The sequence below is a fragment of the uncultured Nostoc sp. genome (genome assembly GCF_964247315.1).
In the GTDB taxonomy this organism is placed as follows: Bacteria; Cyanobacteriota; Cyanobacteriia; order Cyanobacteriales; family Nostocaceae; genus Nostoc.
In genome coordinates this window covers 1-15185 of the sequence record NZ_CAXTTT010000153.1, presented here as the reverse complement: position 1 = coordinate 15185, position 15185 = coordinate 1, and the positions used below count along the sequence as shown (strand labels likewise).

The window sequence follows — 15185 nt, the reverse complement described above, 5'->3', positions numbered from 1 at the left end:
TTTAGATCCACTGTTGCGTGCCTGGTTGCTGGAGGATATTGGTAGGGGCGATCGCACAACAAATACGCTACTAGTAGAAGATGTAACGCTAGGCTCTGCGAAATGGATCGCCAAAGCTTCAGGGATAATTGCTGGCTTACCAGTTGCAGCTAAGGTGTTTCAGATATTGAATGAAAAAGTTAGCTTTGTGGCGATGGCAACTGAAGGTGCATGGTGTGAGCCGGGACAGATAGTAGCTGAAATTCATGGTTCGCTGGATGCGCTGCTGATGGGGGAACGAGTCGCGCTCAACTTAGCTATGCGGTTGAGTGGGATTGCGACGCTGACTAATATATATGTAGAGAAAATTGCTGATTTACCTGCTCAGTTGGTGGATACGCGTAAAACTACGCCAGGGCTGAGACTGTTGGAAAAGTACGCGACTGCTTTGGGCGGGGCAATTAATCACCGGATGGGGTTGGATGATGCGGTGATGATTAAGGATAATCACATTGCGGCGGTTGGGGGAATTGGAGAAGTAGTTACCCGTATTCGCTCTCAGATTCCTTATCCTTTGACAATAGAGGTTGAGACAGAAAGTTTAGAACAAGTGAAAGAAGCTTTGCAGCACAACACTGACATTATTATGTTGGACAATATGCCTTTGGATATGATGCGTCAGGCGGTACTGTTGATTCGCCAGCAGGATAACCGAGTGAAAATTGAAGCTTCGGGGAATGTGACTTTGGAAACGATTCGCGGCGTGGCGGAAACGGGTGTTGACTATATTTCTAGCAGTGCGCCGATTACTCAATCGAAGTGGCTAGATTTGAGTATGAGGATTGTACTTTAAATAAAATGAGGTTACTTATCCTACTGCAAAGTCGTTGTAATATCGCATTTTTGGGCGATCAAAGCCTAAAACAATGTCTTCTTTGAGGACACCAAGTTCAACTAAGTTTATGTATCCAGCTTTTAAGTAGAATGCTTGATATATTATTTAACCAGGTTTGATCGAGCTACGATGTGAAATAAGAACAGCGAGAAAAAAGCGATCGCTTACCAAGGCTATAAGAATTACCTGAGAATCATCACAATAGTTACGGAGAATTAATCCAGATCGATTGTTACCGAATTTAATTTCCAAGTCTCAGAAAATAGCGATCGCCTTAAACAATAGATTAACTAATTCGCAGTCCCATAATCACTAAGTCCCGTTCAACGCTGTCAAGTTCGGCAATGTTAGGTAAATGTCCCCAGCGTTCAAAACCAAATGTTTCAAAGAGTTTTAAACTAGGTTGATTGTGGGCAAAAATGAAGCATATTAGGCTCTTTATACCCAAACTAGGACTTTCGCTAATTGCTTGTGCTAAGAGTTGCCGTCCTAAGCCACACCGATGAAAGCTAGGGGCTATGTAGATACTAATTTCGGCAGTCTTACTATAGGCGGGTCGCCCATAAAAGGATTGAAAACTAAGCCATCCAGCAATCACTCCTTCTACTTCGATTACCCAAAGTGGGCGTTGTAAAGGCGATCGCCCCTTAAACCAAGCAAGGCGACTTTCCACAGATACTGGTTCTAAGTCAGCCGTTGCCATGCGGCTAGGAATTGCAGTATTGTAAATTGCCACAATTGCAGGTAAGTCAGTTTCAGTCGCATGGCGAATGGTCATTGCTACCGTCTCGGAAAAAATCTTCAGAAAATATTCAAAAATAATACAGTGTTAACAGTAGCAATTCTACGGCTTCTATTGTAATTGTCACAGATACTTTGCCAAGTAGGGGCTTTGTACCTTACTTACATAAGATAATGGCTAACTCTACTAGCAAGTATACGATGCGCCACTACGAAAGACACCACGGTTGTTATAACTAGAGAAATTAACGCCCTAACTATTGTATTTTTTGTAACAGATAAACTTTATAACTCGTTAGTTTTAAATTCTAAGTTGTTATTCCTAACGCCTCATCCGTATGCATTCTAGATAAATAGATAATTTTATTATCTCAGGAAAAACAAACTCTTTTATTTGAATATTTAGCTCCTATTTCTGTTAATTTGAGACAATTGCAATTTTTAGTCAGTGAACATAAATCCTTTTAAAACGGTTTTTTAAATCAGACGACAAAACTTCAAATCCTTTAACAGCAAGACTTAAAACGATTTTGTTATAAGTTTATACACATATAATTGAGAATTGTATATAATAATAAATTGCATTTTGTAGCTATTTTTAGAAAAACTGGATTTAAGTTTGTATGAATAAGTACAAATTTTATTTATGGCTAAAGATAGAGGTCATCAACATACTTTCGTATTTAAACTTAATATAAGCAGAAATTTATATGGATTATTTCTAAGCCAAATATTATGTCTATTAATTGTTTTAATAATAAATTAAGTGCAAAGCAATATAGTAATATTTCAAATATTGTTGAAATAGCGCTTTTTATAGATCAAATTAAAAGTAGTATTTGGCTATTTGGTATTCCATCTTGGCTTTTCGGAATAACCGATAGAAGTATAGCTGCATTTGCCGATGGTTATTTATCTCCTATAGAAATATTTCAACTATTTACAGCCTCTTTCTTTTTTATGAGTTGGCTATATCTCAAACCGGAAGAAAGCTTCAATAGCAATGATTTAAACCCCAGCCAATATCAAGAATATCTTGCTCGTACTCAAGCTAACAAGCTTCAATTAAAAAAGCTACACATGATTAGCCAAGAGTATATTTTACCATTCCCTTATATTTGCCAAATATATCATCTATTGAATTTAAAACATTTGGAAACAGTTCATAGGTTTAGCCTTAATAATCTTAAAATTATTAGTATTAGCCAGTTTAAAACTACAAATGTCGGTGGTATAATCACATTTCAAACAATATTAGATTCGCCAGCTAATCCTCTAAGAATTTGGCGACAACCAACTGTGGAGGTGGATTTAATATTACATACTCCCTACACTGTTGAACTGAGTATTCCAGTCTATAATAACAAAAGGATAATTGTTATCTTTCATGCTTTCCCTTTAAATGACTCAGAACATCAGTTGTTTATAGATATTTATAGTGACCTAGAGTGGCCAAAGCCATTATTACAAATAATCTTGCATTTTGCTTCTTGTTTGACACTATTTGAAGATTTGCCGTATTTAAGAGCTTTAGATGAGAAAAATATAGACCGTTTATTCAACTTAAGTAGGACTTCAAATCACGAGAGTGCATTGCTGTTTAAAAGGTTCGTTGAGCTATATGGTTCGAGTGGAGAAACAACTAAATTACTTGAGGGAAGAGAAGATAGTTAGGAATTTTAAACTCATAACTCTTGAGCTTATTTAGTTAAGCGCGTGCTAGTAAGGGAGCAGCAGCTAGTAAGGTTTTGGTATAAGGGTGCTGAGGATTGGCAAAAATCTTTTTTGTAAGACCAAGTTCGACAATTTTCCCGCTATTCATTACAGCAATACGATCGCACAAAAATCGAGCTAACCAAAGATCGTGAGTGATGAATAGATAAGTTAATTCAAATTCTTCCTTTAATTGCAACATCAAATCTAGCACTTGCGACTGCACGCTGGCGTCTAACATACTCACAGGTTCATCGCAAATTAAGAGTTTAGGGTGAGTAATCAAAGCACGAGCGATCGCTACTCTTTGCTGTTGTCCCCCAGACAAATCCGACGGGTAACGCTCATAATACACTTCTGGCGGTGTTAACCCAACTTTATTTAGCATCCACAAAACCTGTTCTTTTGCCTTGGTAGGATTAGCTAGATTGTGAATAAATAAAGGATCTGCAATACTTTGTCCCACTGTCATAGCTGGATTGAGACAAGCATGAGGATCTTGAAAGACCATTTGTATTTGTCGCCGCGAGGAACGAATTTCTTGACGCGACAGTTTAGTTAAATCCTGTCCTAAAAACTCAACTTTGCCACTAGTGGGACGAATTAGTTGCAAAATTGTTCGTGATAGTGTACTTTTGCCACAACCTGATTCCCCAACTAAGCCAAGAATTTCTCCTGAATAAATATCCAAGTCGATCCCATCTACTGCTTTAATTGTCTGCACTTGTGTGTTAAGCAGTCGTTCGATAAAATTAGGTTCTATAGTATAGTGTTGCTTAAGTTCTGTAACGCTCAAAATTGGAGATTGCTGATTAATAATCGGTAATTGCTTTTCTTCGTCATTGGCAATTATCAATTCTCCACTATCAGTTACTGCTTGAATGTGTAAAGCTGCTTTTAAGAGCGATCGCGTGTATTCATGTTGAGGTTGCCTAAATACAGTTTCTGTAGAACCCATTTCGACCATCTTACCGTTGTACATCACGCCAATGCGATCGCAATACTCAGCCACCATTGCTAAATCATGAGATATTAGCAGCAATCCCATGTTTTCTTCACCGCACAGGCGAGTTAATTCTTGCAATATCTGCGCGGAGACAGTGACATCTAAACTGGTAGTGGGTTCGTCAGCAACAATAAACTTGGGGTTAAGGAGTAAAGCTAAAGCGATCGCTACTCGTTGTCGCATTCCACCGCTAAACTCATGGGGATACTGATTCCAGCGACTAACGGGAATATTCACCTTTGCCAAAGTAGCAAGTGCTTTTTCTTTAGCTTCGCGCGTTGATAATTGTGGTGAGTGCGCCTGGAGGGTTTCGATACAATGCTTACCAATGGTCATTAACGGATCGAGGCGTGTCATGGGATCTTGAAAAATTAAAGCGATCGCCTCTCCCCGAAATTTCCGCAGGTGGTTAGGTGTCAACTCAAACACCGATTTTCCTTGAAATGTCACCCGTCCCTCAATACGGCTAGAGGCTGGTAGTAAACGCATTACTGCCCGTCCAATAGTTGATTTACCACAACCTGACTCTCCCACCAATCCCATTCTTTCACCTGGTTGCAACGTGAAAGATACATCATCAACCGCCCAGCTTGCTTCTTCTCCACTCCGCCCAGGATAGGCAACTCGCAGATTTTCGATACAGAATAAGGCTTCACTCATAGTTTGTTTAGTTATCAGCCCTGAGCTACCAGCTTTTATAATTTCAAATTTAGGATAGTCTATCAAATTAAGTATTAGACCTGTTTTGTAAAACTTACCTAAACCTAGCCAAACTTAATTTAGTGTACCCGTAGCGATCGCGTTTAGGAGGCAGGAGTAACCTATGTTTAAAAGCATTGGACTTAGTTTGTATCTCACGGCACTTGATGCTCGTACCATATCTTCTTTTTAAACAGGATAATGACCCACAACTAAAGTAATCAATCATAATTCTTTCCTCCTGCCTCCTGCCTCCTCTTAATTGGAGACAGCTATCGATATTCTTGATAACCACTGCTAAAGTTGATACAGCACACAACTATGATGTTATAAGTGCAAAATTTAAATCTGTAGGAACTAGAATCAAAATTAAGTCAGTAAATCAGGATTTTCAAGTTAATATTATGGAGCAAAATCAGCCAGAACAGAGGCGCGCTGCCGATCAAGTGTTTCAAGAATCCCTCGAACAGTTGGAGGATATCTTACAAGAAAGTTCGACTGAGGAAGAAGAGATCCCCCAACTGCATACTAGTAATTTTACTGATGTCGAACTCGATCAAGACTTGATAGATATTGATTTAGCGGCTCTTGAGGACGCAGTTGCTGATATTGAACAATATCTTGAAGAAATAACAAAAACCCAATTGGGGTAAAAAGTTAAAATTTATTACTGACAAATTAGTTGCCGTTGAGCTTCGTACAACATTAAAGCGGCTGCGATCGCCACATTCAAAGATTCCACCCCAGGACTCAAAGGAATTTTAACTTGCCGATCTGCGATCGCTGCTAAATCTGCTGATAATCCAGCACCTTCATTTCCCAGTAAAATCATACTGGGTTTTCGCCAGTCCACTTCCCAGTAAGTTAAAGTCGCACTGGGTAAGGTTGCCACTACCTGCATTCCTGCCTGCTGACTTTGTTGGACTGTCGCTTTTAAATCTTCGGTTACGGCTGTTGCTAGGCGAAACCATTGCCCTGCAGAAGCACGTAGAACTTTAGGACTATCTAAATCTACACTATCTCCACTGACCCACAACCCTGATGCTCCGGCGGCAGCGGCGGTGCGAATCATCGTACCCAGGTTGCCGGGATCTTGTACCGTTTCTAAAGCTAGCGCTAAACCAGTAAATGGTAGTTGAGTTTGGCGTTGGCTTCGTTTTGCCGTTGCCACCACACCATCCGGTTGGACTATGGTAGCGATCGCATCCAATACTTCTTGACTGACAATTTCGGCGCGATCGCATCGCCTACAAGCTTCTTCCCACAAAGAAGGATGTGATGCTTGCCAACCTGAGGTACAACACACAGTTTCTAGTGGGTAATTAACTGCACAAGCTTCTTCTAACAGGTGCGCCCCTTCTAGTAAAAATAACTGCTGCTTGTGCCTCTCCTTGGTGGAGTGTAGCTTGCGAATTTGTTTGACTAAAGAATTTTGTAAACTGGTCAACATCAAAAAGTTAGGAGTTAGAAATTAATAGTTAGGAGTTAATTTAGTTGTCTTTCAACTCATAACTCTTGACTTCTAAATCCTAACTTAGATAATATGCGGAACCCGGGACTTGAACCCGGAAGCCTTGCGGCACTAGAACCTGAATCTAGCGCGTCTGCCAATTCCGCCAGTTCCGCTGGCATTTGTACTTATCGACAATTTCTTATTATTGCGTTATCTTTTACCTTTGTCAAGTAAAAGCATAACGCCTCGTTAAAAGTCTCTAACTGGAAACGATTTTTTCAGACACAAGGTCAAATCAAAATATTAACTGGACAGTACAGCATTGATTGTTTAGAGAACACTTAAGTTATTTTACTGAGTATTTATTTTTGCTTAAAACTACTACTTATTAATTATTTTTTTTAAATTTTTTAAAAAGCTCAAAAAGCCTGCTATTGCTTCTTTTTAGCCTGCATTTTCACCCAAAAAACAATTTTTTTATACAAAACAGTGCTTTAAAATGTGGACATTTTGAATCTTTACTGTAGAATCAAAACCAACTTCAAACATATAAAATACGTATTACTTTTGGAGGTAGGCTTATTAATCCTTCTACCAGCTTACCAGATGCCAAAATTGCTCCAGAAGCAGACTCCTCAGTCTTGCAAATTTGGGGTGGGCATCCTTTGCGGGGTCATGTGAAAATTAGCGGGGCAAAAAATTCAGCACTGGTAATCATGGCTGGAGCCTTGCTGTGTCCAGGCGATTGTCGTATCCGTAATGTCCCTTTGTTAGCGGATGTAGAGCGGATGGGTCAGGTGTTATCAGCTTTGGGTGTGCAATTAACCCGACAAGGCGACATTTTAGACATCAATGCCAGCGAGATTAAAACATCAAAAGCTCCCTACGAATTAGTTACCCAGTTGAGAGCGAGTTTTTTCGCCATTGGAGCCATTCTGGCAAGACTGGGAGTAGCACAGATGCCTTTACCAGGCGGTTGTGCGATTGGGGCAAGACCAGTTGACTTGCATGTTCGAGGACTGCAAGCAATGGGAGCGGAAGTGCAAATTGAGCATGGCATTTGTAATGCCTACGTCCCTGGCAGCAGCCGGAGATTAAAAGGTGCGAATATTTACTTAGACATTGCCAGCGTTGGAGCGACGGAAAACTTGATGATGGCGGCTACCCTGGCAGAGGGTGAAACGATCATCGAAAATGCTGCCAGAGAACCGGAAGTAGTCGATCTAGCTAACTTCTGTAACGCGATGGGAGCAAAGATTCAGGGCGCGGGGACTAGCAGGATTATTATTGAAGGAGTCCCCAAGTTGCATTCTGTTGACTACAGCATTATTCCCGATCGCATTGAGGCTGGGACGTTTTTGCTGGCAGCAGCAATTACCCGCTCAGAACTCATCCTCTCGCCAGTGGCTCCAGAACATCTCATCCCAGTAATTGCCAAGCTGCGGGATATTGGAGTAACAATAATTGAAGAAAAGCCCGAACACTTACATATTCTGCCAGCAGAAACCCTTAAGGCAACAGATATTGAAACTCAATACCATCCAGGTTTTCCCACAGATATGCAAGCGCCATTCATGGCTTTGCTGGCAGTGGCAGAAGGCGACAGCGTAATTAACGAATCCGTGTTTGAAAATCGCTTGCGTCATGCCTCAGAGTTAAATCGTTTGGGGGCAGATATTCGTGTCAAGGGCAATGCTGCTTTCGTTCGGGGAGTACCAAAATTATCTGGCGCACCGGTATTAGGTACAGACTTACGGGCATCGGCAGCATTAGTCATAGCCGGACTAGCGGCAGAAGGACAAACCACAATTCAGGGTTTACAGCACCTCGATCGCGGCTACGATCGACTTGATATGAAGTTGCAGCAATTGGGGGCTAAAATCCTCCGCGTGGGCGAAACATCAACTGATGTAGAAATCGCTCCCAGCATCAGTAGCTTGTCAAGTTGAAATTGATCGATTGAGACTGATGCTGGGATAAGAGGAACAAGGGAGATAAGGTAAAATCTTCTCCCTTGTCTGCCTTTATCTCTCCCATCTATACCTTGCAATCTGCTAAATTATCCTGATAGATAGAGGCTTTTAAGCTTTGCCCATGTCTTTTTTTGATGAATATTCTGGAAAAATCTGTGTTGGCTGTTACAATATTGTTAAGAAAAGTTGCCCGTTGCATTTTGGGAACGCGCAATTGGGTTTTACCTCTCTTGAGAAGACAACGCAAAAACATTTTTTAGACCAGCTGTGGGAGGCTGGTCTTTTTGTATTTAAAGTCCTCATACATTATAGTTATCGGTTTGAGTGTAATACTCATACTGTTTTATTAATTACTTTTATTGGTTTGTAATACATTGGTTATTCAGTTACCAAATCGCCTCAAGGCTTAAAATAAACCCCTGTAAAATATCTTCTCCTGACAAAGTAACAGACGATTCCAACACCTCAACCTCTTGCTCTTGCCGATAAATCTCTACTTAGCGATCGCACCTTTCCACATTCTAAAAGCGATGTCTACGACGGGTTACGCCTACGCCTTGCAGAAAACACAAAAATAAAGCGCCTGTGGAAGAATGTGCGATCGCAATAGTTATTCTGATAGACAAGCAGATATCAAGCTTGTCTACGTTTATTTGTAAACGGGGTATTAGGGACTTTTGCAAATGGGCAGTTACTATTAAGTCGAAAATGTTCTTAATTTTAGATAAAGTCGAGCTAAAATCATGACGAAAAGAAGCCCATAACTCCTAAATATGTGTCTCTAGGCTAGATGCATACATGGTTCACACAGATGATAAAATTTACAAATTTCAACAGTGCCGGTAAACTAACTGCTCTTTTGTTCCTGATAACTCTCTTCCTCACACCTTGTGTGATTGTAAATGCAGGGGAACGTGGTGTATTAATGAAATTTGGCGAAGTACAAAACCAGATATTAGGAGAAGGACTTCACTTAATTATTCCTGTAGTCAATACTGTGAAAAAGTTGAGTATCCGAGTCCAAAAACAGGAAATTTCTGCTGAGGCTTCTTCCAAAGATTTACAAAATGTTTTTGCCGACGTAGCTCTCAATTGGCATATTATTCCCCAGGAAGCAAATGCCATTTTTCAAGAAATCGGAGATGAACAAAATGTAGTTATTCGGATTATTAACCCAGCAGTTGAAGAAGTGCTAAAAGCAGTAATGGCAAAGTATACTGCTGAAGAAATTATTACTAAACGAGGAGAAGTCAAAAGTGGAGTAGATGATGCATTGTCCACACGACTGGGTAGCTATCACGTTGCTGTTGATGATATTTCTCTAGTTCATGTGCATTTTTCAGAACGATTTGGTGAGGCGGTGGAGGCAAAGCAGATTGCTGAACAAGAAGCAAAACAAGCAGAGTTTATCGCACTAAAAGCAACAAAAGAGGCTGAGGCAAAAGTTAATTTAGCCAAAGGAGAGGCTGAGGCACACAGATTATTACGTGATGGTTTAACTCCAGAAATTCTGCAAAGGCAAGCAATAGAAAAATGGAATGGTAAGTTGCCATTAATTTTAGGTAAGGAGCCTCCAAAATTGTTGAATTTAAGTGAACTTTTAAAATTTGACGAAAATTGATCTTCTTGCTAGCTAATTTGCTCTCCATCCAGAGACTTAAAACCCAGATTTCTTGAATAAGTCAGTTTTTTTGTTCGTAAGTCCTCCACTTATTGCTATATCTGCTATATATACATAGTATGGCTGTATAGATATGCACCTATACTATCGATTCCTTTTAGGAAGGTGATAAACTAAATTAACTGTTGGAGAATAAAATAGGAGAATCAAGAATTTTCAACTGGATCAACAGCATAATCAACAGGGTATAAACTGTCGAAGAAATTAAACCTGTGAACAATTCTTTTTTGAGGTTATGCTCTTGAGGTTCTTTTTGAAAAATGTCTTTAGAACCGAACTGCATCAAGAGAATTCCTACAATATTAGAGAGCCAGTATCCGATAATTGAACAAGGTAGAAGCAATTTTGGAGAAAGTAAACTACATCCATACCCAAAACCATAAGCTATTGGCAAATTGAATAGTAAGTCATTCCACCAACACAATGGTGATAATAAATATCCTAGTACTAGAAAAAATCCACCTCTGAGTTTTTTGAAAATGTCTTTTTTGAACTCTACTGGAGTAGACTGTGGTAATTGCTGTAGTGCTGTGTCTCTTGTTACATTCAACTCTTGACTAACGTTTTGGACGCTTTCCATAAAAAACCACTATTCCTATCGTATTAGTGTAGTTTAATATAGAAACTAAATTAACGTCTAGTACACGAGTGATGACATTTTGGCTTTTTGATGCTGAAAGCTTTGCCACTGGATAGTCTCAGCAAAATCGTAAAAAGTAAAATTGAGTTTAAATCAACTGCAACTTCACGATATCTGAATTTCTGCTAAAGACACATCAGTTAGTTCGCTTCTTGCAGAATCTAGGTTTTTCCTTGAATATCTGAGTGAGATAGAACAATTTATACACAATTGAGATAATCAACGCTATTTATTGCTAAATAAGTTTCAAAATAAATATATATCTTTCTAAATCGTAGCACACGATGAGTTCCAACACCGATACTGCAATAGCCAGAGCCTTATTAGCTTGGCGTGAATGTTGAGTTGCAAAATTTTTATGTTTTTGCATATAGCAGGGGCAGAAATTTGAACTAATAATAGCTACAATAAAAGTGCTGAGGTATCTTATTAAAAAATGACAGATTTAACTCCAAATAGCACCTTTTTAATATTAGGAATTGTTTTTATAACGATTGCTGTTATCGGGCAATCTAAATTAGCTTTTATTGAAATCAATCCTGGTTGTTTTGGGAGAATTTTGGCTTTAATTATTGGTATTTCGATCCTATTATATGCTTTAGGAGTACTCAATTTTTCAACAGTAAACCTGGATTTATTAAGAACTTCTCTGACAGAACAAATAAAACAGAGTATAAGTTCAATTAATGACCTTTTACAAGGTTCCTAATAGATCGTAAATCAACTTTTATGTCTGTATCTTACAGCAATTTTCAGGTAAATAGACCACAGTAGTTGAACCAACTGAAGGCATTATCTTCGGTAATGTAATTGACAGCAAGAGCCATTGCTAGGTTGAGTGAGTCGAGTGTGCGTGTCTCACAGCCACAAAGAAATTGCTTCAGTTTCGACCAAGACAGTTCTATGGGAGATAAATCTGGAGAGTAGGTACTCTCTTGATTTTATCTAATCTTCGACTTCTTAATTTATTTGCTGACCAGTCGGAATGGCACAGTGAGCAAGAAATTTAACGAGTAGAGCTATATCCATTAGTTTATGATGTCTATCTCAGAAATGTACATTTTTACTGAGTATATTAACGCTTCTTCCCCTATCACCTTAATTCTTTTACCTGGATGCGAAATTTGCCAATAATCGCTGCCAAGCTAGTTCTTTTGTCGCTTCATCCCAATGCCAGCGCAATAAATTAGCGGGTTGACTCTTGGCAATTCCAGGCAAACCAATCGCTTGTCTAGGTGCATCTGTAGCTAGTAAAATAGCAGTCTCCACATCACAAATGCCCCACTTTACCAAATTCTGCACTCCCACTAATAAGGGTAAAGTCGTCCCTGATAAAGTGCCATCGGCTAGTCGTGCTGTACCGTTTTGAACTCCAATTTGCCGACTGTCCCAAGGATAGATGCCATCGGGTAGCCCCAGAGGTGAAAGGGCATCGCTAACGAGGAACAGCCCTTTTTCTTGGTAACTAGCGCGGAGTAAAATTTGCAGCATCGTAGGCGAAACGTGTTCACCATCAGCAATAAAACCACACATCACATCAGGATGGGTAATTGCTGCCCCTAATAATCCTGGTTCGCGGTGATGTAACGGTGGCATGGTGTTGAAAGCATGAGTTACCATCGTTGCACCGAGTCCAAAAGCAAGTTGCGCTAGGGCTGATGTTGCCTGAGAATGTCCTAAACTAACGGTAATTCCCAAAGAACGCAAATATGGAATTACTTCACCAGTGGGATCTAACTCTGGCGCTAAGGTGATGACTTTTACAATATGGGCATAATCACCCAAAACCCGCTTTACCTCGTCAATTGTTAAGGGTAACAAGTACTCTGCTGGGTGTGCGCCGCGCTTTTGGTAATTCAAAAATGGGCCTTCTAGATGTACTCCGAGAATCTTGGCAGATGACCTTACCCCTAACCCCTCTGTGTCAACAGAGAGGGGAGTAAAATTAGCAATGACTGCAAGCGATCGCTGAATCTTTTCTACTGAAGTTGTCACAAGTGTCGGTAAAAATCCATCTACCCCGACATCCCACAAAAATTGCGTTATTTTCTGAAGCAGATGAGCATTTTCAGCCGTCAAATCAGGAAATGCCAAACCCAACGCACCGTTAATTTGCAAATCAACCCCACCCAATGAAATCCAGTCACCTGCAACATCTATTACGGATGCACAGATGTCCTTCCCGACTGTACCCATTGGCAAGATTTGCTCAATTATGCCCTCTTGATTAACCAAGAGCATCTGCAAATCTTTGTAACCAGGTACTCTAGCATTGATAATATCTACAGAATTTTGTGTTGCTTGGGTCATCACACTAATGAGAAAAGAGCTAAATCTGATTTTAAATGCAACCAACATCAATCAATCAATTCAAACAACGCCAATAGATGAGATGATGATCCGCATCACCTAGCTTTCATAAGCTAGCTCAAATAATTTTGAATTTTAAATTTTGAATTTTGAATTATTATGACTCCCCTAGTTGGTATTATCATGGGCAGCGATTCCGATTTGCCCACTATGAAAGATGCGATCGCAGTTTGTGAAGAATTTGGCATTGAGAGTGAAGTGGCGATCGTTTCGGCTCACCGTACCCCAGAACGTATGGTGCAATATGCTCAACTTGCACACCAACGTGGTATTAAGGTAATTATTGCTGGTGCCGGTGGTGCTGCCCATCTACCTGGAATGGTAGCGTCTTTAACTCCCCTTCCTGTGATCGGTGTTCCTGTACCTACTCGGAACTTACAAGGTGTAGATTCTTTGTATTCTATTTTACAGATGCCTGGTGGTATTCCTGTGGCGACAGTAGCGATCGGTAATGCCAAAAATGCCGGACTTTTAGCAGTACAAATCCTTGCAACTCATCAACCAGAATTGCTAGAAAAAGTGCAACAATATCGCCAAACCTTATGTGAATCAGTAATTGCAAAGCAAGCAAAACTAGAACAACTAGGCTATGAGCAATATTTACAGCAGATGTTTTAATAAATATTATTAATACCAGAGCAGCAGGGAAGCACAGGGGAAGATGAGGGAGACAAGGGGACAAGCAGAATAACCATGCCCCATGCCCAATGACCAATGACAAATGACAAATGACAAATGACAAACCAAACTATTCGCATTGTTGCCCGTATTATTGCTTTGCCAAACAAAGTAGAAGAACTAAAAGCTGTACTGTTGGAACTCATTGAGCCAACCCGTCAGGAAGCAGGTGCGATCGAGTATAAACTGTTGCAAAACCAAGACGATCCAACAGACTTTACTTTTGTAGAAGAGTGGACTTCTGATGAAGCCCTGAATACTCATCTAGATTCACCCCATTTCCAAGCGGCAGCAGCTAAACTCGAAGGCTTAGTGACTGCTGCACCAGATATCCGCCGCTACCATCTTTTGGCATAGTCACATATTGCTAACTAGAAGCACACTGTTTATTTTTGAGAATCGTTTGGAATATCTCAGCCTTAAATTTTAAGATTGAAGCGATCGCTCCAGAATCAAGGCAGCATTCTGAAGTATCTTGATCCTGAGGCCTTAGTCAAAAATTGAGAGCTGCAATATCCATGTGCCAACTGCTCGGAATGAATTGCAATGTTCCAACGGATATTTGCTTTTCTTTTGAAGGGTTTTCTGCACGGGGAGGAAAAACGGATGACCATAGCGATGGTTGGGGCATTGCTTTCTTTGAAGGAAAGGGATGTCGAATGTTTTTAGATGCTCAACCTTCTGTTGCTTCTCCGGTAGCGGAGTTTGTGCGGAGTTATCCCATCCACTCAACCCATGTCATAGCCCATATCCGCAAAGCTACTCAGGGTGAAGTTGCCCTACACAACTGCCATCCTTTCCGCAGAGAATTGTGGGGTCAGTATTGGGTATTTGCCCACAACGGTAATTTGCCAGATTTTGATCCAGAAAATTTGGGTTTTTATCAAGCCGTAGGTGATACCGATAGTGAAAAAGCATTCTGTACGATCCTAGAAACATTGCGATCGCGTTTTCCTAAAGGTAAGCCCGATATAAAGGAACTGTACTCTGTGCTGCAAGAAATTACTGCTGCAATTGCAAATATTGGTATATTTAATTACTTATTATCAGACGGAGAACACTTGTTTGCTTATTGTTCAACTAAACTCAGCTACATTGTTCGCCAAGCGCCCTTTGCAGCTGCCCATTTAATTGACCAAGACATGACCGTAGATTTTCGGGAAGTGACTACTGAACGCGATCGCGTTGCTGTCATTGCTACCACACCCTTGACTGACAACGAAGTTTGGACACAAATCCAACCAGGGGAATTACTAGTTTTTCAGGACGGGCTACCCCTGAAATATGCATTCAGTTAATAATAAATATAGCGGTTCCTGATTGAGTGCAATACAGTATGGGATAATGGAGTATATTA

At 40.2% G+C, this 15185-nt stretch carries 15 protein-coding genes and 1 tRNA gene; 9 read left to right on the top strand and 7 right to left on the bottom strand.

Features of this window, described 5'->3' with window-relative positions:
* Positions 1 to 832, top strand: an 832-nt coding sequence (gene nadC, locus ACFE93_RS30585; protein WP_375479228.1) for a carboxylating nicotinate-nucleotide diphosphorylase, incomplete at its 5' end; no start/stop codon positions are given.
* Between the two features lie 15 nt (positions 833 to 847).
* On the opposite strand, the gene ACFE93_RS30580 is transcribed toward nadC, so the two are convergent.
* Together ACFE93_RS30580 and ACFE93_RS30575 are read right to left on the bottom strand one after the other, a co-directional pair.
* Entirely contained in the window at positions 848 to 943 is a 96-nt protein-coding gene (locus tag ACFE93_RS30580) for an element excision factor XisI family protein (RefSeq protein ID WP_375479232.1), read from the bottom strand.
* A gap of 217 nt (positions 944 to 1160) precedes the next feature.
* Positions 1161 to 1652: a GNAT family N-acetyltransferase gene (locus ACFE93_RS30575; protein WP_375479226.1), complete on the bottom strand. Its 492-nt coding sequence runs from the start codon at positions 1650 to 1652 to the stop codon at positions 1161 to 1163.
* 698 nt (positions 1653 to 2350) lie between these two features.
* On the opposite strand from ACFE93_RS30575, the gene ACFE93_RS30570 reads away from it, so the two are divergent.
* Positions 2351 to 3289, top strand: coding sequence for a hypothetical protein (locus ACFE93_RS30570; protein WP_375479224.1), 939 nt, complete (start codon positions 2351 to 2353; stop codon positions 3287 to 3289).
* 34 nt (positions 3290 to 3323) lie between these two features.
* On the opposite strand, the gene ACFE93_RS30565 is transcribed toward ACFE93_RS30570, so the two are convergent.
* Positions 3324 to 4994 carry a dipeptide ABC transporter ATP-binding protein gene (locus tag ACFE93_RS30565; RefSeq protein WP_375479222.1) on the bottom strand — a complete coding sequence of 557 codons (1671 nt, stop codon included), beginning with the start codon at positions 4992 to 4994 and terminating at the stop codon, positions 3324 to 3326.
* 443 nt (positions 4995 to 5437) lie between these two features.
* Between ACFE93_RS30565 and ACFE93_RS30560 the strand changes: the two genes are divergently transcribed.
* Positions 5438 to 5686, top strand: a complete 249-nt coding sequence (locus tag ACFE93_RS30560; RefSeq protein WP_375479220.1) for a hypothetical protein — start codon at positions 5438 to 5440, stop codon at positions 5684 to 5686.
* 14 nt (positions 5687 to 5700) lie between these two features.
* Here the strand turns inward: ACFE93_RS30560 and ACFE93_RS30555 are convergent, their stop codons facing one another.
* Positions 5701 to 6483, bottom strand: a complete 783-nt coding sequence (locus ACFE93_RS30555; protein WP_375479218.1) for a TrmH family RNA methyltransferase — start codon at positions 6481 to 6483, stop codon at positions 5701 to 5703.
* A 94-nt stretch (positions 6484 to 6577) separates the two neighbouring features.
* A tRNA-Leu gene (locus ACFE93_RS30550) sits at positions 6578 to 6659 on the bottom strand.
* 408 nt (positions 6660 to 7067) lie between these two features.
* Between ACFE93_RS30550 and murA the strand changes: the two genes are divergently transcribed.
* Together murA and ACFE93_RS30540 are read left to right on the top strand one after the other, a co-directional pair.
* Positions 7068 to 8435 (top strand): UDP-N-acetylglucosamine 1-carboxyvinyltransferase, encoded by a 1368-nt coding sequence (murA, locus tag ACFE93_RS30545; protein WP_375479230.1) that lies wholly within the window; start codon positions 7068 to 7070, stop codon positions 8433 to 8435.
* A gap of 835 nt (positions 8436 to 9270) precedes the next feature.
* Positions 9271 to 10080, top strand: coding sequence for a prohibitin family protein (locus ACFE93_RS30540; protein ID WP_375479216.1), 810 nt, complete (start codon positions 9271 to 9273; stop codon positions 10078 to 10080).
* 178 nt (positions 10081 to 10258) lie between these two features.
* Here ACFE93_RS30540 and ACFE93_RS30535 read toward each other — a convergent pair whose 3' ends face one another.
* Entirely contained in the window at positions 10259 to 10720 is a 462-nt protein-coding gene (locus ACFE93_RS30535; protein ID WP_375479214.1) for a hypothetical protein, read from the bottom strand.
* Between the two features lie 496 nt (positions 10721 to 11216).
* Between ACFE93_RS30535 and ACFE93_RS30530 the strand changes: the two genes are divergently transcribed.
* Entirely contained in the window at positions 11217 to 11489 is a 273-nt protein-coding gene (locus ACFE93_RS30530) for a hypothetical protein (RefSeq protein ID WP_375479212.1), read from the top strand.
* Between the two features lie 398 nt (positions 11490 to 11887).
* On the opposite strand, the gene nagA is transcribed toward ACFE93_RS30530, so the two are convergent.
* Positions 11888 to 13090: an N-acetylglucosamine-6-phosphate deacetylase gene (gene nagA, locus ACFE93_RS30525; RefSeq protein ID WP_375479210.1), complete on the bottom strand. Its 1203-nt coding sequence runs from the start codon at positions 13088 to 13090 to the stop codon at positions 11888 to 11890.
* Positions 13091 to 13249: 159 nt separating this feature from the next.
* Between nagA and purE the strand changes: the two genes are divergently transcribed.
* From purE to ACFE93_RS30510, 3 genes are all read left to right on the top strand, one after another.
* Complete coding sequence (gene purE / locus ACFE93_RS30520; RefSeq protein ID WP_292777079.1) at positions 13250 to 13768, top strand: 5-(carboxyamino)imidazole ribonucleotide mutase; 519 nt, start codon at positions 13250 to 13252, stop codon at positions 13766 to 13768.
* A gap of 117 nt (positions 13769 to 13885) precedes the next feature.
* Positions 13886 to 14185, top strand: coding sequence for a putative quinol monooxygenase (locus tag ACFE93_RS30515; RefSeq protein WP_375479208.1), 300 nt, complete (start codon positions 13886 to 13888; stop codon positions 14183 to 14185).
* 161 nt (positions 14186 to 14346) lie between these two features.
* Positions 14347 to 15126, top strand: coding sequence for a class II glutamine amidotransferase (locus ACFE93_RS30510; RefSeq protein ID WP_375479206.1), 780 nt, complete (start codon positions 14347 to 14349; stop codon positions 15124 to 15126).
* Positions 15127 to 15185 lie beyond the last annotated feature (59 nt).